This window comes from Pseudomonas lyxosi, assembly GCF_047758685.1.
GTDB lineage: Bacteria > Pseudomonadota > Gammaproteobacteria > Pseudomonadales > Pseudomonadaceae > Aquipseudomonas > Aquipseudomonas lyxosi.
On record NZ_CP180481.1, the window covers coordinates 2028015 to 2046876 of the forward strand.

Below are 18862 nucleotides of genomic sequence, written 5' to 3' on the forward strand. Positions count from 1 at the left end.
CTCGAATGTATGCACTTGAGTGGGCGTAACAAGGCCTGTGCGGATAAAGAGAATTCCCCTACAAACAGGCGTGCAAGAGCCTTACAGAAGTCTCTGACGTTTAAATGGTGAGGATATTTGTAGGATGCTACAAGCGGCCCGCCGCCCCGTCAGTGTCGAGGCAGCGGGCGCGTCTGTTTAGTAGCTGGTTTCCGGCAGGCTAGCAATGATCGAGCGATAGCTGTTCATCCGTTGCTGCTGCACGCGGCCTTCTTCCAGGGCCTTGAGCAATGCACAACCCGGCTCGCGGTCGTGCTTGCAGTCGCGGAAGCGGCAGGTGCCGATCAGGTCGTTGAACTCGATGAAGCCGGCTTCGACGTCGGCACGGCTGACGTGGCCCAGGCCGAATTCGCGGATACCCGGGGAGTCGATCAGCTCACCGCCACCGGGGAAGTGGAACAACCGCGCGGTAGTGGTGGTGTGAGTGCCCTGGCCGGACAACTCGGACAGCGGGCCGACACGGGCTTCGACTTCAGGCAACAGGGTATTGACCAACGAAGATTTGCCGACGCCGGACTGGCCGACGAACACACTGATGCGCCCGTCCAGTTGTGCCTGCAATTGCTCCATGCCATTGCCGTGGTGCGCCGAGACTTCCAGCACCGGGTAACCCAGCGTGCGGTAAACCGCCAGCAAGGCGTTCAGTGCCGGGGCGTTTTGCTCGTCGATCAGGTCGAACTTGTTGAGCAACAGCAGCGGACGAATCCCTGCGTGCTCCGCAGCGACCAGATAACGGTCGATCAAGTTGGCATGAGGCTCGGGCAGCGGCGCGAAGACGATGACGATCATGTCGACGTTGGCGGCTACAGGCTTGAGCTGACCACGACTGTCCGGACGGCAGAGTTCGGTTTTACGCGGCAGTTGAGCCACGATCACACCGATGCCCTGGTTGCCGGCACGCCAGACCACCTGATCGCCGGTTACCAGCGCAGGCAGGTTGGCGCGCAAGTGGCAGCGGAACACCTGGCCGGCCAAATCGCCATCGAGCGCTTCGACTTCGACCTGCACACCGAAGTGCGCGATCACCAGGCCGGTCTGTTCCGGACCCAGGTCGCCACCCTCAAGTGCCTCGACAGCCGAGGACTCGCGTTTGGCGGCGCGGGCAGCGCGTTCGCCCTGAATCTTTTCGATGCGCCAGTTTTGACGACGATTGAGTTGGCGTTTGGCCATGGGTGTTCCGTATCAAGAATGCAGCGATTAGGTAAAACGGCCGCGAGTTTAGCACGCCCGGCCGCCGCCCTAGGCTAAACTGCGCAGCATTGCCTAGGAGCCGACACATGCAAAACCCGCAGAATCTGATCTGGATCGACCTGGAAATGACCGGTCTGAACCCTGATACCGACGTCATCATCGAAATGGCCACCATCGTCACCGACAGTGACCTGAACACCTTGGCCGAAGGTCCGGTGATCGCCATCCATCACAGCGACGAAATTCTCGCCGGCATGGACGAGTGGAACACCCGTCAACACGGCGGCTCCGGGCTGACCCAGCGCGTTCGCGACAGCCGCATCAGCATGGCTGAAGCCGAAGCCGAAACCATCGCTTTCCTGGAGAAATGGGTGCCGAAGGGCAAGTCACCGATCTGTGGCAACAGCATTTGCCAGGACCGTCGCTTCCTTTATACCCACATGAAATCCCTGGAAAGCTTCTTCCACTACCGCAACCTCGACGTATCGACCCTTAAAGAGTTGGCCGCACGCTGGGCGCCGGACGTGCGCGACAGCTTCAAAAAGGGTAGCACTCACCTGGCCCTGGACGACATCCGCGAATCGATCGCCGAGCTGCAGCATTACCGCAAGCATTTCATCAAGTTCTGATGGAATTGAGGGCTGCACGGAATGTGCAATGCCCTCTTTTGGTGCCGTCCCTAAATAGCTAGACTGCGCGCCTTCCTGCAAGGACCGCCGCCATGTTGCTGATGCTTTACCTGATCGCCATTACCGCCGAAGCCATGACCGGTGCCCTGTCTGCGGGTCGTCGCGGGATGGACTGGTTTGGCGTGGTGCTGATTGCCTGCGTCACGGCTTTGGGTGGGGGGTCGGTGCGTGACGTGCTGCTCGGTCATTACCCGTTGACGTGGGTCAAGCACCCGGAATACCTGGTGCTGACCTCGGTGGCGGCGATGTTCACGGTGTTCGCTGCGCGCTGGATGCGCCACCTGCGCTCGCTGTTTCTGGTGCTCGACGCCGTGGGCCTGGTGGCGTTCACCCTGATCGGCTGCATGACCGCGCTGGAAATGGGCCACGGCATGCTCGTAGCATCCGTCAGCGGTGTGATCACCGGGGTTTTCGGCGGCATCCTGCGCGACATCTTCTGCAACGACATCCCGCTGATCTTCCGCCGCGAACTCTACGCCAGCGTCTCGTTCGCTGCGGCGTGGTGCTACATGCTCTGCATTTACCTGCAATTACCGGGTGAGCAGGCGATTCTCATCACCTTGTTTGGTGGCTTCCTGCTGCGGTTGCTGGCGATCCGGTTTCATTGGGAAATGCCGAAGTTCGTTTATAACGACCAAGCCTGACGTCGCGCAGCCCTTGTAGCAGCTGCCGAAGGCTGCGTTCGAGGCCGCAGGACTCGATTTGCAGGATGACGACTGCTCCGCAGCCGGACGCAGCCTTCGGCAGCTGCTACAGGAGTCCGTGTTGTTTCAGGGCCCATTCCACGTGTTCGCGGACCAGTTCTGAAGGGTATTCGCGCCGCGCTTTCAACGCTTCCAGCACCGGAATGCTTGATGGCGCATTCCCCAGCCCCACCGCCAGATTTCGCAACCAGCGCTCGTAACCGGCCCGACGTAACGGCGAACCTTCAGTGCTGCTGAGAAACTTCTCCTCATCCCACATGAACAGCTCGGCCAACTCCGCGTTATCCAGGTTGTGTCGTGGCTTGAAGTCGCTTTCGCCGGACGGGCGGGCAAAGCGGTTCCACGGGCAGACGATCTGACAATCATCGCAACCGAACACCCGATTGCCGATCAATGGCCGCAAATCCTCCGGGATCGCACTTTTCAATTCGATGGTCAGGTAGGAAATGCAGCGTCGGGCATCCAGCACATACGGGCCGACAAACGCGTTGGTCGGGCAAATGTCCAAACAAGCCGTGCAACGGCCGCAATGTTCGGTGCTGTGTGGCGGGTCAACCGGCAGCGGCAGGTCGACGAACAGTTCGCTGAGAAAGAAGTAACTGCCGGCCTTGCGATTCAAGACCAAGGTGTTTTTGCCGATCCAGCCAAGACCGGCCTGTTCCGCGATCGCTTTTTCCAGCACCGGGGCGCTGTCGACGAAGGCGCGGAAACCAAACGGGCCGATCTCGGCCTGAATTTTATCGGCCAGTTGTTGCACGCGTTTACGGATCAATTTGTGGTAATCGCGGCCCAAGGCATAACGCGAGACGTAGGCTTTTTCTGGTTGTGCCAGACGTTTGGCCATTTCGGTGTCGCCCGGCAGGTAGTCCATGCGTAGGGAAACCACCCGAAGCGTGCCGGGCACCAGCTCTTCCGGGTGTGAGCGTTTACTGCCGTGGGCGCCCATGTAGTCCATTTCGCCGTGGTAGCCGGCCGCGAGCCAGCGTTCCAGGTGCTGCTCATGCTCGGCCAGGTCGAGGCCGCTTATGCCGACTTGCTGAAAACCCAGCTCGCGGCCCCAATCCTTGATGGATTGGGCGAGGACGGGCAGGTCTGTGGTAATTGCGGGCATGAGGCGAGAGAAACCGGAGCTGAGGTGCGTATAATTCTGCCAGACATCGGAGCCCATAGACGCATGCCGCACACTAAAGATGATTTACCCGACGCGCTGTATAGCGCTGCGCAAGTGCGAGCCCTCGATGCGAGCCTGATTGCGGCCGGCACACCGGGCTTCGAATTGATGCAGCGCGCGGCGCGGGCGACCTGGCGCGCGCTGGTCCGTCATTGGCCGTCGGCGAATGAATTGAGTGTCGTGGCCGGTCATGGCAATAACGCCGGCGACGGTTATCTGGTGGCCGTGCTGGCCCGACGTGCGGGCTGGCATGTGCGGGTGCTGGCGGTCGGTGATCCCAAGCGTTTACAGGGTGACGCGGCATTGGCCCATGCCGAGGCTGTGTCTGAAGGTGTCGCGCTTCAAGCTTTCAGTGCGCAGTCCGAGTTGCGCGGTATCGTGCTGGATGCCTTGCTCGGCACCGGCCTGACGGGAGAGGTGCGAGAGCCCTACGCGGGCGCCATCGCGGCGATCAACGGCAGCGGGCTGCCGATTGCGGCGGTGGATATCCCTTCGGGGTTGTGCGCTGATACCGGCCGAATACTCGGCGCTGCGGTGCGGGCTGACCTGACGGTGACGTTCATCGGCCTGAAACTGGGTCTGTTTACCGGCGATGCTGCAGACATGGTCGGCGAGTTGGTGTTCAACGATCTGCAAGCCTCCCCCGAGTCGTTTAACGGAGTCGCCATCAGCGCACGTCGGCTGACGGCCAGTTCCTTGCCGTGTCTGACGGGCCGGGCTCCAACTTCCCATAAGGGCAAATTCGGTCATGTATTGCTGATCGGCGGTGATCGCGGCTTTGGTGGCGCCATCCTGCTGAGCGCGCAAAGTGCCCTGCGTAGCGGTGCGGGCATGGTGTCCGTGGCGACGCGCAGTGAGCATGTTCCGGCCGCGCTGGCGAGAATTCCTGAAGCCATGGTGTTGGGCGCTTCGTCGGCCAATCAACTGATGGAACTGCTGCAAAAGGTTTCCGTGCTGGTTGTCGGCCCAGGCTTGGGTCAGGCTTCCTGGGGGCGCAGCCTTTTGTCGGCGGCTGCCAACGCGCCGCTGCCGCAAGTCTGGGACGCCGACGCATTGAATCTGCTGGCCACAGAGCACGTGAGCTTGCCCAGGGATTGTGTGATCACTCCGCATCCGGGCGAAGCGGCGCGCTTGTTGGGGGTGAGCACTGCCGAAGTGCAGGCCGATCGTCCTGCGGCGGCTCACGCATTGAGCAAAAAATATACAGCTGTCGTGGTGCTGAAAGGTGCCGGCAGCCTGATCGCCAGCCCCGATGGGCGCCTGGCGTTGTGTCATCAGGGCCATCCGGCCATGGCCACCGCCGGTTTGGGTGATGTGCTGGCCGGTCTGGTCGGCGCGTTGCTGGCACAAGGCATGGAGGCGTTCGACGCCGCCTGCCTGGCCGTCTGGCTGCATGCCAATGCTGGCGCGCAAGAAGGTAAATCGGGCCGTGGGCTGGCGGCCAGTGATCTGATTCCAGCCATTCGTCAGTTGTTGGAGGAGCAAGCACCGTGTCTGAAGTAACCCTGTACCTGGCTGATGAAGAGGCGATGACCGCATTTGGCGCACGCATCGCACAAACCACTGAAGGGCACGGTCTGATTTTTCTCGAGGGGGATCTGGGCGCGGGGAAAACCACGCTGTCCCGGGGCATCATCAGGGGGCTGGGGCATAAAGGGTCGGTAAAAAGCCCTACGTTTACCCTGGTCGAACCCTACGAGATTGGCGACATCCGGGCCTTCCATTTCGACCTCTATCGCCTGGTCGATCCTGAAGAGCTGGAGTACCTCGGCATCCGCGACTACTTCGAAGACGACGCGTTATGCCTGATCGAGTGGCCCGAAAAGGGTGCAGGCTTTTTGCCAAAGCCCGACCTGACCATTACCATTAGCCCGCAAGACAGCGGGCGTTCGCTGAAAATTTTGTCCCAGGGCTCGCGTGGCGAGTCGTGGTGTGCCGCTTTGGCATTGGAAACCAATTAAATGATGGGGTTAGGTATGCGCTTTCGCGCGATGGTAGCTGCCGTAGGATTGTTGTTTTTGGCGGTGACCGTCGACGCTGTGGCCGAGACAAAGGTCAATAGCGTTCGCCTGTGGCGGGCTCCGGACAACACACGACTGGTGTTCGATCTGAGCGGTCCTGTCCAGCACAGTGTCTTTACCCTGACCGCCCCGGATCGGCTGGTCATCGACATCAATGGCGCATCCCTGGGGGCGCCGCTGAACGTCAACAGCTCGAACACTCCGATCACCGCCATGCGCTCGGCTCAACGTACGCCGACCGACCTGCGGGTGGTCATCGACCTGAAAAAAGCCGTGACGCCGAAAAGTTTTACCCTGGCGCCAAACGCCCAGTACGGCAATCGCCTGGTGGTCGACTTGTTCGATAATGCCGCCGATGCCGCGCCAATTCCGGCGCCGACCAACGTCGCGACGGTGGCCCCGGTGCCGGTCACTCCGGTGGAGCCAGCGGTGAAGCTGCCGCCAGCCCCGGCCGGCAAGCGCGACATCGTTGTGGTCATCGATGCCGGTCACGGCGGCGAAGACCCGGGTGCCTCCGGCTCTCGCGGTCAGCGTGAAAAAGACGTGGTACTGGCCATCGCCCGCGAACTGCAACGTCAGGTCAATGGCATGAAAGGCTTCCGCGCCGAACTGACCCGCACCGGCGACTACTTCATTCCATTGCGCGGTCGTACTGAAATCGCCCGTAAGAAGGGTGCCGACCTGTTCGTTTCGATTCACGCCGATGCCGCGCCTTCGGCTGCTGCCTTCGGTGCCTCGGTGTTTGCCCTGTCTGATCGCGGTGCGACCTCGGAAACGGCCCGTTGGCTGGCCGACAGCGAAAACCGTTCCGACTTGATCGGTGGTGCCGGCAACGTCAGCCTCGACGACAAGGACCGCATGCTGGCGGGCGTGCTGCTTGACCTGTCGATGACTGCTTCCCTGACCTCCAGCCTGAACGTCGGCCAGAAGGTGCTGAGCAACATCGGTCGCGTCACGCCGCTGCACAAACAACGCGTAGAACAGGCCGGGTTCATGGTGCTGAAGTCGCCGGATATCCCGTCGATCCTGGTGGAAACCGGGTTCATCTCCAACGCCAACGAAGCTTCCAAGCTTGCCGCAGCGAACCACCAGCAAGCGCTGGCGCGTTCGATCAGCAGCGGCGTGCGCCAGTTCTTCCAGCAGAATCCGCCACCGGGCACCTACATCGCCTGGCTGCGTGATTCCGGCAAGATCGCTCAAGGTCCACGTGACCATCGGGTGAGCCCGGGCGAGACGCTGGCAATGATTGCCGTGCGTTATCAGGTGTCCCCGGCCACCCTGCGCAGCGCCAACAACCTGCAGAGTGACGAGCTGAAAATCGGTCAGACCCTGACCATTCCCGGCACTGAACTGGCGGCCAAAGAATGAACCAGGTGCTGACCAACACGGCTCGCATCGAGCTGCTCAGCCCGCGACTGGCGAACCAGATTGCCGCCGGTGAGGTGGTTGAGCGCCCGGCTTCGGTGATCAAGGAGTTGCTGGAGAACAGTCTCGACTCCGGTGCCAAGCGCATTGATGTCGATGTGGAGCAGGGCGGCGTCAAGCTGCTGCGGGTGCGCGATGATGGCAGCGGAATTTCTGCCGATGACTTGCCGCTGGCTTTGGCGCGTCACGCCACCAGCAAGATCCGCAACCTGGAAGACCTTGAGCAGGTCATGAGCCTTGGGTTTCGTGGTGAAGCACTCGCGTCGATCAGCTCCGTGGCGCGTTTGACCCTGACGTCCCGCACTAAAGATGCCGATCAGGCATGGCAGGTCGAAACCGAAGGCCGGGACATGGCGCCTCGCGTGCAACCAGCGGCCCATCCGGTGGGCACGTCGGTGGAAGTGCGTGACCTGTTCTTCAACACCCCGGCGCGACGCAAGTTTCTCAAAACCGAAAAAACCGAATTCGATCACCTGCAAGAAGTGATCAAGCGTCTGGCCCTGGCGCGCTTCGACGTGGCGTTCCATCTGCGCCACAACGGCAAGACCATCCTCAGCCTGCATGAAGCCCATGACGACGCGGCCCGTGCCCGGCGTGTGGCGGCGATTTGCGGTTCGGGTTTCCTCGAGCAGGCGCTGCCGATCGAGATCGAGCGCAATGGCCTGCATTTGTGGGGCTGGGTCGGCTTGCCGACGTTCAACCGCAGCCAGGCAGACTTGCAGTATTTCTTTGTGAACGGCCGAGCGGTACGCGACAAGCTGGTGGCCCACGCGGTGCGCCAGGCCTATCGCGACGTGCTATTCAACGGCCGGCACCCGACGTTCGTGCTGTTTTTCGAAGTCGATCCGGCAGGCGTTGACGTCAACGTGCACCCGACCAAGCACGAAGTGCGCTTCCGTGACGGGCGCATGGTTCACGATTTCCTCTACGGCACCTTGCACCGCGCGTTGGGCGATGTGCGGCCGGATGATCACCTGGCTGCACCGGTAGCGACGGCAATCGTTCGACCGACCGGGATCGATGCGGGCGAGTTCGGTCCGCAGGGCGAAATGCGTCTGGCGGCCAATGCGTTGCTGGAACAGCCTCAAGCCCAACCGTCGTTCAATACGCCGGCAGGATCGGGCGCTGGCGCTGGTTATCAGTATCAATACACGCCGCGTCCTCAGTCCGGCGTGCCGGCAGCTGAGGCTCAGGCTGCGTACAAGGAGTTTTTTGCGCCGCTGCCAGAAGCCAACGCCGCTGCACTTCCGGCCGGGCAGGACGATATTCCACCGCTGGGTTACGCCTTGGCGCAACTCAAAGGCATCTACATTCTTTCGGAAAACGCCCAAGGGCTGGTGCTGGTGGACATGCATGCCGCTCACGAGCGGATCATGTACGAACGCCTGAAAATCGCCATGGCCAGCGAAGGCCTGAGCGGTCAGCCGCTGCTGGTGCCGGAGTCCCTGGCGGTCAGTCAGCGTGAAGCCGATTGCGCCGAAGAACACGTCGCGTGGTTCCAGCGCCTGGGCTTTGAATTGCAGCGTCTGGGCCCGGAATCCCTGGCTATCCGGCAGATTCCGGCCTTGCTCAAGCAAGCTGAAGCCAATCGATTGGTCAGTGACGTTCTGGCGGATCTGATGGAGTACGGCACCAGCGACCGGATTCAGGCGCACCTGAACGAACTGCTCGGCACCATGGCCTGCCACGGCGCGATTCGTGCTAATCGGCGTCTGGCAATCCCGGAAATGAACGGTCTGCTGCGGGACATGGAAAACACCGAACGCAGCGGTCAATGCAACCATGGCCGACCGACCTGGACCCAATTGGGCCTGGACGATCTGGACAAACTGTTCTTGCGCGGTCGTTGATGAACCAGCTCCCTCCTGCGATTTTCCTGATGGGGCCGACCGCCGCCGGCAAGACCGACCTGGCCATCGAACTCACCAAAGTCTTGCCTTGCGAGTTGATCAGCGTCGATTCGGCGCTGGTCTACCGTGGCATGGACATCGGCACCGCCAAGCCTTCAAAAGAGCTTCTGGCTGAATTTCCACACCGTTTGATCGATATTCTTGATCCGGCAGAGAGCTATTCGGCCGCCGATTTCCGTCGTGATGCCCTCGAAGCCATGGCCGAGATCACCGCGCGGGGCAAAATTCCGCTGCTGGTGGGCGGCACAATGCTCTATTACAAGGCTTTGGTTGAAGGTCTGGCAGACATGCCAGCGGCAGATCCGGACGTCCGCGCACAGATCGAAGAAGAAGCTGCACGCCTTGGCTGGCAAGCTTTGCACGAACAATTGGCAGTCATCGATCCTGAATCTGCGGCGCGTATTCATCCGAACGATCCGCAGCGACTCAGTCGAGCGCTGGAAGTTTATCGCGTCAGTGGTCAGAGCATGACTGCTCTAAGGTTGCAACAATCTGCGCAAAGTACTGAAGCAGCCGCCTCGGGACTGCAACAATTGCCCTATACTGTCGCGAACTTGGCTATTGCTCCGGCAAATCGCCAGGTATTGCACGAGCGAATTAAACAAAGATTCACGAATATGTTGGAACAGGGATTCATTGACGAGGTCGTAGCCCTGCGTAAGCGAAGTGACCTGCATGCCGGGTTGCCGTCTATACGTGCAGTAGGCTACCGACAAGTCTGGGACTACCTGGATGGCAAGCTGACGCAAGCCGAGATGCAGGAGCGTGGAATCATTGCCACGCGCCAATTGGCGAAGCGCCAGTTCACCTGGCTGCGCAGTTGGGCTGATTTACACTGGTTGGACAGCCTCGATTGCGACAATCTGCCGCGCGCCTTGAAATACCTTGGGACCATCTCCATATTGAGCTGAGTCCTTGCATTTGCCGTCTATCCTTGGGGGTGTGACGGCCACAAGCCATTGTTTACCTATTTTTTATATTGAATCCTTAAAGGAGTGCGGCACATGTCAAAAGGGCATTCGCTACAAGACCCTTACTTGAATACTTTACGTAAAGAGAAAGTGGGGGTTTCCATCTACCTGGTCAACGGGATCAAACTGCAAGGCACGATCGAGTCTTTCGACCAGTTCGTTATCCTGCTGAAAAACACCGTCAGCCAGATGGTTTACAAACACGCTATCTCTACAGTGGTGCCGGTTCGTCCAATTCGTCTGCCTAGCGCAACCGAATCCGAAGCAGGTGACGCTGAGCCAGGTAACGCCTGATAGGAGTCTCCTTTGTTCTTTGAGCGCCACGGTGGTGGTGAGCGAGTAATCCTCGTTCACTTGGATGGACAGGACCCTGAGGCGCGCGAAGATCCGCAGGAGTTTCAGGAGTTGGCTAATTCGGCCGGCGCCGAGACCGTTGCGTTTTTTAACGTGCCGCGTCATCGGCCAACCGCCAAATTCCTGATTGGCAGCGGCAAGGTCGAGGAACTGCGCGACCTGGTCCATGCCGAAAAGGCAGATCTGGTGATCTTCAATCACACCCTCACGCCCAGTCAGGAACGTAACCTCGAACGTGTTTTCGAGTGTCGCGTGATCGACCGCACCGGTCTGATTCTCGATATTTTCGCCCAGCGCGCCCGTACCCATGAAGGCAAGCTCCAGGTAGAACTGGCCCAGCTTGACCACATGAGCACCCGGCTGGTTCGTGGCTGGACTCACCTTGAGCGTCAAGGTGGCGGTATCGGCATGCGTGGCCCGGGTGAAACCCAGCTGGAGACCGACCGCCGTTTGCTGCGGGTTCGCCTGCGACAGATCAAGGGCCGGCTGGAAAAAGTGCGCAGCCAGCGCGAACAGTCGCGACGTGGCCGTTCGCGTGCGGATATTCCTACCGTGTCTTTGGTGGGGTATACCAACGCCGGTAAATCCACGCTCTTCAATAACGTGACGAAATCCGACGTGTACGCGGCTGACCAGTTGTTTGCCACGCTGGACCCGACCTTGCGCCGTCTGGAACTGGACGACCTGGGGCCGATTGTCCTGGCCGACACTGTGGGTTTCATTCGCCACTTGCCCCACAAGCTGGTCGAGGCATTTCGGTCTACCCTCGAAGAGTCGAGTAACTCCGACCTGCTTTTGCACGTGATCGATGCGGCCGAACCGGATCGCATGTTGCAGATCGAGCAGGTGATGGTGGTGCTGGGCGAGATTGGTGCCCAGGACTTGCCGATCCTCGAGGTCTATAACAAACTCGATTTGCTTGAAGGCGTTGAGCCACAAATCCAGCGCGACGAAAACGGCAAGCCCCAACGGGTCTGGCTATCGGCGCGTGATGGCAGTGGTCTGGAATTGCTTGAGCAAGCCATTGCCGAGTTGCTTGGCAGTGAGTTGTTTATCGGTACCTTGCGCTTGCCGCAACGATTCGCTCGACTGCGTGCGCAGTTCTTCGAACTCGGAGCGGTGCAGAAAGAAGAACACGACGAAGAAGGTGTCAGCTTGCTGGCCGTTCGATTGCCGCGTTCGGAGCTCAATCGGCTGGTCAGCCGTGAAGGCGTTGTGCCGACAGAGTTCATCGAGCAACACACTTTGCAATAAAAGCCTGAGAAAGCGGTTGTGCCGCGGTGACAGGCATTCTGTAGCATTGGTCGGCGCGCCGTGGGTGCGTCTTTGCTTTATCAGATGGAGAGCGCTATGGCTTGGAATGAGCCGGGTGGCAACTCGAATAATCAGGATCCTTGGGGTGGCAAGCGCCGCAATAACGGCGACCGCAAGGGACCACCGGATCTCGACGAGGCCTTCCGAAAGCTGCAGGAAAGCCTGAACGGGTTGTTCGGTGGTGGTAAGAAACGCGGTGATGACGGTGGCGGTTCGGGCAGGAGTGGCGGCTTCGGCGGTCTGCTCGGCATCGGCCTGGTCGTGTTGGCGGCCGTATGGCTGTACAGCGCGGTCTATGTAGTCGACGAGCAGGAGCAAGCCGTGGTGCTGCGCTTCGGCAAGTACTACGAAACCGTTGGCCCGGGCCTGAACATCTATTTCCCGCCGATCGATCGCAAGTACCTGGAAAACGTCACGCGTGAGCGTGCCTATACCAAGCAGGGTCAAATGCTGACTGAAGACGAGAACATCGTCGAAGTGCCGCTGACCGTGCAGTACAAGATCAGCAACCTGCAGGACTTCGTGCTGAGCGTTGATCAGCCGGAAATCAGCCTGCAGCACGCGACCGAAAGTGCCTTGCGCCACGTGGTGGGTTCCACCGCTATGGATCAGGTGCTGACCGAAGGTCGTGAATTGATGGCCAGCGAAATCAAGGAGCGTCTGCAACGCTTCATGGATACCTATCGCACCGGTATCACCGTCACTCAGGTCAACGTACAGAGCGCAGCCGCACCGCGTGAAGTGCAGGAAGCCTTCGATGACGTGATCCGCGCCCGTGAAGACGAGCAGCGTTCGCGTAACCAGGCTGAAACCTACGCCAACGGTGTCGTGCCGGAAGCCCGTGGTCAGGCCCAGCGCATCATCGAAGATGCCAATGGTTACCGTGACGAAACCGTTTCGCGCGCCAAGGGTGAGGCTGATCGCTTCACCAAGCTGGTGAGCGAGTATCGCAAGGCACCTGAAGTGACCCGTCAGCGTCTGTACCTGGACACCATGCAGGAAGTCTTCAGCAATACCAGCAAGGTTCTCGTGACCGGCAACAAGAATGGCCAGAGCAATCTGCTGTACTTGCCGCTGGATAAAATGGTCGAAAGTGGTCGCAGCACCAGCACTCCGGTGACCGGCGCGGCAGCCACCAGCAATGAAGCGAATGTGCGTGCAGCCGATCTGCAGCAACAGCAAGCACGTACCAGGGAGAGTCGCTGATGAGCAATAAATCGCTGATCGCCCTTATTGTCGGCGTCGTCGTGGCGATCGCTGCCTGGAACTGCTTCTACATCGTGGCTCAGACCGAGCGTGCGGTGCTGCTGCAGTTCGGTCGTGTGGTCCAGACTGATGTTCAGCCAGGCCTGCATGTGAAAGTGCCTTACGTTAACCAGGTGCGCAAATTCGACGCACGCCTGATGACGCTGGATGCACCGACACAACGCTTCCTGACGCTGGAAAAGAAAGCTGTCATGGTCGATGCCTACGCCAAGTGGCGCGTGAAAGATGCCGAGCGCTTCTACACCGCGACTTCCGGCCTCAAGCAGATTGCTGACGAGCGTCTTTCCCGTCGTCTGGAGTCGGGCCTGCGTGACCAGTTTGGTAAGCGCACGCTGCACGAAGTGGTTTCCGGTGAGCGCGATGCGCTGATGACCGATATCACGGCTTCGCTGAACAAGATGGCGGAAAAAGAGCTGGGCATCGAAGTTGTCGATGTTCGGGTCAAGGCCATCGATCTGCCGAAAGAAGTGAACCGCAGCGTTTTCGAACGCATGAGTTCCGAGCGTGAGCGTGAAGCTCGCGAGCACCGCGCCAAGGGTAACGAACTGTCGGAAGGCATTCGTGCCGACGCTGATCGTCAACGCCGCGTGTTGTTGGCTGAAGCCTATCGTGAATCTGAAGAGGTTCGTGGTGATGGTGATGCCCAGGCAGCTGCGATCTACTCCAAGGCCTACGGCCAGGATCAGGAGTTCTACGGTTTCTACCGTAGCCTGCGTGCCTACCGTGAAAGTTTTGCGAACAAATCCGACGTCATGGTCCTGGACCCAAGCAGCGACTTCTTCCGTTACCTGGAAAAAGCCAAACCTTGATACGACGTTGACCTGAATCATCCCCCGCCTGGCGGCTAACGCCTCGGGCGGGGTGATCCTTTGGGAAAACGTGTGTATGATGCGGCAGCCGGGAAATTCCCGGCTTTTTTGCGTCTGCACGTTTGATTGCTGTTTTTTATGCAGGCGTCCGAGTTGAATGACTCGACAGGTTTTTCGAGGAAAGTGGTTGGCGAAGCCGATTTCAGGCTTTTCGCCACGTTGTTCTTGCGCGTGGTTTGTGCGCATGAGCCGATCATTTTCTGCTTCACTCAAGGCTCGCCCAAAGGCTTGTCGCCCGGATCATAGGGGAATGGCGTAATGGCAACGGTAGACCGCTGGCTGCTGCCAGATGGCATCGAAGAAGTACTGCCACCAGAAGCGGCGCGCATTGAAGTCGCGCGTCGTCAGGTGTTGGATCTGTTCCAGAGCTGGGGTTACGAGTTTGTCGTGACTCCCCATATCGAGTACCTGGAATCCCTGCTGACCGGCGCGGGCCAGGACCTCGATCTGCGTACCTTCAAGGTCATCGACCCGCAATCGGGCCGGCAGATGGGTTTCCGTGCCGACATCACGCCGCAAGTGGCGCGCATCGATGCGCACACCTTGCGTCGCGAAGGCCCGAGCCGTCTGTGCTATGCCGGTAGCGTGCTGCACGCTCAGCCGCGCGCCTTGTCGTCCTCGCGCAGCCCGATCCAGCTGGGTGCCGAGTTGTACGGCGATGCCAGCCCGAGCAGCGACGTGGAGGTCATCAGCCTGATGTTGGCTATGCTGCAACTGGCCGATGTGCCGGATGTGCACATGGACCTCGGTCATGTGGGTATCTACCGCGGCCTGGCTCGCGCCGCCGGTTTGTCCGGTGAAGTCGAGCAACAGTTGTTCGATGCGTTGCAACGTAAGGCCATCGACGAGGTCATTACCTTGACCGAAGGCTTGCCTGCCGATCTGTCGGGCATGTTGCGGGCGCTGGTCGACCTGTGTGGCGGCCGTGAAGTATTGAGCGCTGCCCGCGAGCGTCTGGCGAATGCGCCAGCGCCGGTACTGGCAGCTCTGGACGACTTGCTGGCGATTGCCGAGCGTCTGTCTACGCGTTTCCCTGAGTTGCCGTTGTATTTCGACCTGGGTGAGTTGCGCGGCTACCACTACCACACCGGTGTGGTGTTTGCGGTGTTCGTACCGGGTGTTGGCCAGTCCATTGCTCAGGGCGGTCGTTACGACGACATCGGTGCCGACTTCGGTCGCGCCCGTCCGGCAACCGGCTTCTCCACCGATTTGAAAACCCTGGTGACCCTGGGGCGTGCTGAGATCGAGTTACCGTCTGGCGGTATCTGGATGCCTGACAGTACGGATGCGGCACTCTGGCAGCAGGTTTGCCAGTTGCGCAGTGAGGGTCAGCGTGTCGTTCAGGCTTTGCTTGGGCAACCTTTGGCCGCCGCCCGTGAAGCGGACTGCGACCGGCAATTGATTCAGCAGAACGGGCTTTGGCAAGTATCGCCACTGGCTTCTTGAGTTTTCCTGCCGGCCGCGGCCGGCACCAAGTTTGCGCGAATGAGGACAAGTGTTATGGGTAAGAATGTCGTAGTCCTGGGCACCCAATGGGGTGATGAGGGCAAAGGCAAGATCGTTGATCTGCTGACCGAACATGCTGCCGCCGTAGTGCGCTACCAGGGTGGCCACAACGCTGGTCACACCCTGGTGATCGATGGCGAAAAAACCGTCTTGCACCTGATCCCGTCGGGCGTGCTGCGCGAAGGCGTGCAGTGCCTGATCGGCAACGGCGTGGTGGTTGCACCCGACGCTCTGCTGCGGGAAATCATCAAGCTGGAAGAGAAAGGCGTACCGGTGCGCGAGCGCCTGCGTATCAGCCCGTCCTGCCCGCTGATCCTGTCCTATCACGTAGCGCTGGACCAGGCGCGTGAAAAGGCCCGTGGCGAGCTGAAGATCGGTACTACCGGTCGCGGCATCGGCCCGGCGTACGAAGACAAGGTTGCGCGTCGTGGCCTGCGCATCGGTGACCTGTTCCACCGTGAGCGTTTCGCCGCCAAGCTGGGCGAGTTGCTGGATTACCACAACTTCGTTCTGGTCAATTACTACAAAGAGCCTGCGATCGACTTCCAGAAAACACTCGACGAGTGCATGGAATACGCCGAGCTGCTGAAGCCGATGATGCTCGACGTCACCGCTGAGCTGCACGAGCTGCGTCGCGCAGGCAAAGACATCATGTTCGAAGGCGCCCAAGGCTCCCTGCTGGACATCGACCACGGTACTTACCCGTACGTCACCAGCTCCAACACCACCGCGGGCGGCATCGCCACCGGTTCGGGTTTTGGCCCGATGTACCTGGATTACATCCTCGGCATCACCAAGGCCTACACCACTCGCGTCGGTTCGGGTCCGTTCCCGACTGAGCTGTTTGATGATGTGGGTGCTTTCCTGGCCAAGCGTGGCCACGAGTTCGGCGCTACCACCGGCCGTGCCCGTCGTTGCGGCTGGTTCGATGCCGTCATCCTGCGTCGCGCTATCGACGTCAACAGCATCTCGGGCCTGTGCCTGACCAAGCTGGACGTGCTGGACGGTCTGGAAACCATCAACATCTGCGTTGGCTACAAGAACCAGGATGGTGCAGTGATCGATGCACCGACTGACGCCGACAGCTACATCGGCCTGGAGCCGGTGTACGAAGAGATGCCGGGCTGGACCGAATCCACCGTCGGTGCCAAGACCCTGGAAGAGCTGCCACAAGCTGCACGCAACTACATCAAGCGCGTCGAAGAGTTGGTCGGTGCGCCGATTGACATTATTTCGACGGGCCCGGACCGCAACGAAACCATCGTTCTGCGTCACCCGTTCGCCTAATAAGTCGTTGATGTAAAACACAAAGGCCCCTTAATTGGGGCCTTTGTCGTTTGTGTCTGTTAGACGGCATGACCTTTGCTGTGATCTTCATTAAGTGCATCTTTTCTGGGGTGTCATCAATTTAATGGCGTCAACGCAGAGGGATATCAAGTGTCGGCCGTTCTCTCACTGTTACAAAGCCGTCTATTGCGGCCCGTGTTCGTTACCCTTGGTATCGCACTTTTGGTGCAGGTGCTGGTGGCTGTCGCCCTGACCCGGAGCACAGTGACCGCACTGGAAGCCGATCTGGGTGTGCGCCTGGGTGCCGACAGTCAAAAACTCTCCGGGGAACTTGAACAGGCAGGGCGTGAAGTCACGTCGAGCCTCGACAGCCTCTCTACGAGTACTCGTCAACGTCTTACGGCGGGCTTGTCCTCGCGATTGAAGGACGAGCAGGCGCAACTGCGTGCGACGCTGGAGAAGGATCTGAAGGACTCCGCCAATGATATGGCGCAGCTTCTGGCTTCGGTCGCACCCCGCGCCATGTGGGACAGCGACGTTCCAACCCTGTCCGAATTCGCCCGCCGGGCTCAGCGTAATCCCAACGTGCTGTTCGTGATCTACGACGACGCTACCGGCCAGCACCTGACGCGCTATCTGAATCGCGAGAACCCGATCAACAAAGCGCTGCTGGAGAAAGGCCAGGGCGAGCGCGCATTGGACAAAGTGCTGGATGCGGCGAAGAACGATCCATCGGTCTACTACCTCGAAGCCTCAATCAGCCCCAATGGCGTGGAAATCGGCAAGGTCTTGATGGGTGTCTCCACCGCTTCCGTGGAAGTCGATCTGGCGGCCCTGGACAAGCGTTTTTCGGCGCTGATCGCCAGCAGTGATCAATTGGTGGGCGACAGCCTCAAGGGTGCGGCAGCTGACAGCGCCACGGCGATGCGTGCGCGTCTGACGTCCGCTCAGTCCACGGCATCTGAAATGAAAGACAACACCACCAGCACTGTGCAGGAAGCGGCAGGCACTTTGCGCTGGCGCATCGGCATGGGTCTGGCGGTGGTGGGTTTCGGTGTGTTGCTGTTGCTGGCCGTAGTCCTGGGTCGTCGAGTAGTCAATCGCTTGAAACTGCTCATCGCTGCCATGGACGACCTGGCTGCGGGCGAGGGCGACCTGACCAAGCGCGTGCAGATCAACAGTAAGGACGAAATCGGCGACATGGCCTCGGCGGTCAATCGCTTTGTGGATAAGTTGCAGCCGATCGTGCGCGAAGCGGGCGATGTGGCTCAACGCACTGGCGTGGAAATCGGCGCCATGACCTTGCGCAATGCCGGGGCCGATAAAGCGGCGGGCATGCAGCGCGATGAAGTGGCCGAGAGCCTGCGTGCGTTGTCGCAGATGGCGGATGACGCTCAGTCTGAAAGCCACGCCATGCAGGCGGCGTTGCAGCAAGTGGTGGATATTCGTTCGGCCACGGATGAAAACACTCGGACCTCGGCGAAAGTCGGCAGTCTGATCGAGGCGTTGGCCGGGCAGGTCGATACCGGGGCGAAAGTCATCGAGCGGCTGGCGCAGCAGAGTGAGCAGATTGAAGTGGTGCTGACGGTGATTCACGGGATCGCCGAGCAAACCAACCTGCTGGCGCTGAACGCGGCCATCGAAGCGGCCCGTGCGGGCGAGACCGGTCGCGGGTTTGCCGTGGTGGCCGATGAAGTGCGGGCGCTGGCGAGCAAGACGCAGAGCTCCACCGGCGACATTCAGGCGCACATCGTTGCCTTGCAGCAAGGTGCGCGTGAGGCGGTGGCCGCGATCGGTCAGGCCGGGCGCCAGGCCAGCGAAGGTTTGCTGGTGCTGCGTGACAGTGCGCGGTTGCAACAGTCGGTGCAGACGTCGGTCGAACAAGTGCATGCGGCGATAGGTCTGGCAACGCAGGCAGCGGCGCATCAGGCGCAAGGCGCACAGGCGGTGCGTGGTCGGGTTGAAACCATTCATGCACAGGCAGAGAAAGCGGCTCGAGCGGTGGTGGAAACCACCGCCAGCGGCAAGGTGCTGGATGGATTGGCGGCGCAGTTGAAGGCGAGTCTGGGGCAGTTCAGGGCTTGATGGGTTGTCTGGGCTTCCGCTATCGCGAGCAATCTCGCTCCCACATTTGGAGTGCGTTCC

General features: G+C 60.1%; 16 protein-coding genes. 14 read left to right on the top strand and 2 right to left on the bottom strand.

Translation table 11 applies throughout. The features are described from left to right. Positions 1–177 precede the first annotated feature (177 nt). Complete coding sequence (gene rsgA, locus ACMXYI_RS09460) at positions 178–1209, bottom strand: small ribosomal subunit biogenesis GTPase RsgA (RefSeq protein ID WP_415773018.1); 1032 nt, start codon at positions 1207–1209, stop codon at positions 178–180. A gap of 107 nt (positions 1210–1316) precedes the next feature. On the opposite strand from rsgA, the gene orn reads away from it, so the two are divergent. After that, positions 1317–1859 carry an oligoribonuclease gene (gene orn, locus ACMXYI_RS09465; protein WP_008035288.1) on the top strand — a complete coding sequence of 181 codons (543 nt, stop codon included), beginning with the start codon at positions 1317–1319 and terminating at the stop codon, positions 1857–1859. Between the two features lie 92 nt (positions 1860–1951). Next, positions 1952–2563, top strand: a complete 612-nt coding sequence (locus ACMXYI_RS09470; RefSeq protein WP_415773019.1) for a trimeric intracellular cation channel family protein — start codon at positions 1952–1954, stop codon at positions 2561–2563. A 106-nt stretch (positions 2564–2669) separates the two neighbouring features. Here ACMXYI_RS09470 and queG read toward each other — a convergent pair whose 3' ends face one another. Further along, positions 2670–3734: a tRNA epoxyqueuosine(34) reductase QueG gene (queG, locus tag ACMXYI_RS09475; RefSeq protein WP_415773020.1), complete on the bottom strand. Its 1065-nt coding sequence runs from the start codon at positions 3732–3734 to the stop codon at positions 2670–2672. Positions 3735–3797: 63 nt separating this feature from the next. Between queG and ACMXYI_RS09480 the strand changes: the two genes are divergently transcribed. The 12 genes from ACMXYI_RS09480 (at position 3798) to ACMXYI_RS09535 (ending at position 18802) form a co-directional block, all read left to right on the top strand. Next, on the top strand, positions 3798–5297 hold the full coding sequence (locus ACMXYI_RS09480; RefSeq protein ID WP_415773021.1) for an NAD(P)H-hydrate dehydratase: 1500 nt from the start codon (positions 3798–3800) through the stop codon (positions 5295–5297). Further along, positions 5285–5755: a tRNA (adenosine(37)-N6)-threonylcarbamoyltransferase complex ATPase subunit type 1 TsaE gene (tsaE, locus tag ACMXYI_RS09485; RefSeq protein WP_415773022.1), complete on the top strand. Its 471-nt coding sequence runs from the start codon at positions 5285–5287 to the stop codon at positions 5753–5755. Before ACMXYI_RS09480 ends, tsaE begins: the two co-directional genes overlap by 13 nt. Then, complete coding sequence (locus ACMXYI_RS09490; protein WP_415773023.1) at positions 5756–7183, top strand: N-acetylmuramoyl-L-alanine amidase; 1428 nt, start codon at positions 5756–5758, stop codon at positions 7181–7183. It abuts the gene before it with no gap. Continuing rightward, positions 7180–9090, top strand: a complete 1911-nt coding sequence (gene mutL / locus ACMXYI_RS09495; RefSeq protein ID WP_415773024.1) for a DNA mismatch repair endonuclease MutL — start codon at positions 7180–7182, stop codon at positions 9088–9090. Before ACMXYI_RS09490 ends, mutL begins: the two co-directional genes overlap by 4 nt. Then, positions 9090–10061: a tRNA (adenosine(37)-N6)-dimethylallyltransferase MiaA gene (miaA, locus tag ACMXYI_RS09500; RefSeq protein ID WP_415773025.1), complete on the top strand. Its 972-nt coding sequence runs from the start codon at positions 9090–9092 to the stop codon at positions 10059–10061. Before mutL ends, miaA begins: the two co-directional genes overlap by 1 nt. A gap of 93 nt (positions 10062–10154) precedes the next feature. Beyond that, positions 10155–10415, top strand: coding sequence for an RNA chaperone Hfq (hfq, locus tag ACMXYI_RS09505; protein WP_007902656.1), 261 nt, complete (start codon positions 10155–10157; stop codon positions 10413–10415). A 12-nt stretch (positions 10416–10427) separates the two neighbouring features. Next, on the top strand, positions 10428–11729 hold the full coding sequence (gene hflX / locus ACMXYI_RS09510) for a ribosome rescue GTPase HflX (protein ID WP_415773026.1): 1302 nt from the start codon (positions 10428–10430) through the stop codon (positions 11727–11729). Between the two features lie 96 nt (positions 11730–11825). After that, positions 11826–12995: an FtsH protease activity modulator HflK gene (gene hflK, locus ACMXYI_RS09515; RefSeq protein ID WP_415773027.1), complete on the top strand. Its 1170-nt coding sequence runs from the start codon at positions 11826–11828 to the stop codon at positions 12993–12995. Then, complete coding sequence (hflC, locus tag ACMXYI_RS09520) at positions 12995–13864, top strand: protease modulator HflC (RefSeq protein WP_008156983.1); 870 nt, start codon at positions 12995–12997, stop codon at positions 13862–13864. The genes hflK and hflC overlap by 1 nt, the downstream gene beginning before the upstream one ends. Positions 13865–14182: 318 nt before the next feature. Continuing rightward, the gene (locus ACMXYI_RS09525) at positions 14183–15370 is read left to right on the top strand and encodes an ATP phosphoribosyltransferase regulatory subunit (protein ID WP_415773028.1); all 1188 of its coding nucleotides are present in this window, start codon (positions 14183–14185) and stop codon (positions 15368–15370) included. A gap of 54 nt (positions 15371–15424) precedes the next feature. After that, positions 15425–16717, top strand: coding sequence for an adenylosuccinate synthase (locus ACMXYI_RS09530; protein WP_010464193.1), 1293 nt, complete (start codon positions 15425–15427; stop codon positions 16715–16717). 150 nt (positions 16718–16867) lie between these two features. Continuing rightward, on the top strand, positions 16868–18802 hold the full coding sequence (locus tag ACMXYI_RS09535) for a methyl-accepting chemotaxis protein (RefSeq protein WP_415773029.1): 1935 nt from the start codon (positions 16868–16870) through the stop codon (positions 18800–18802). Positions 18803–18862: the final 60 nt, after the last annotated feature.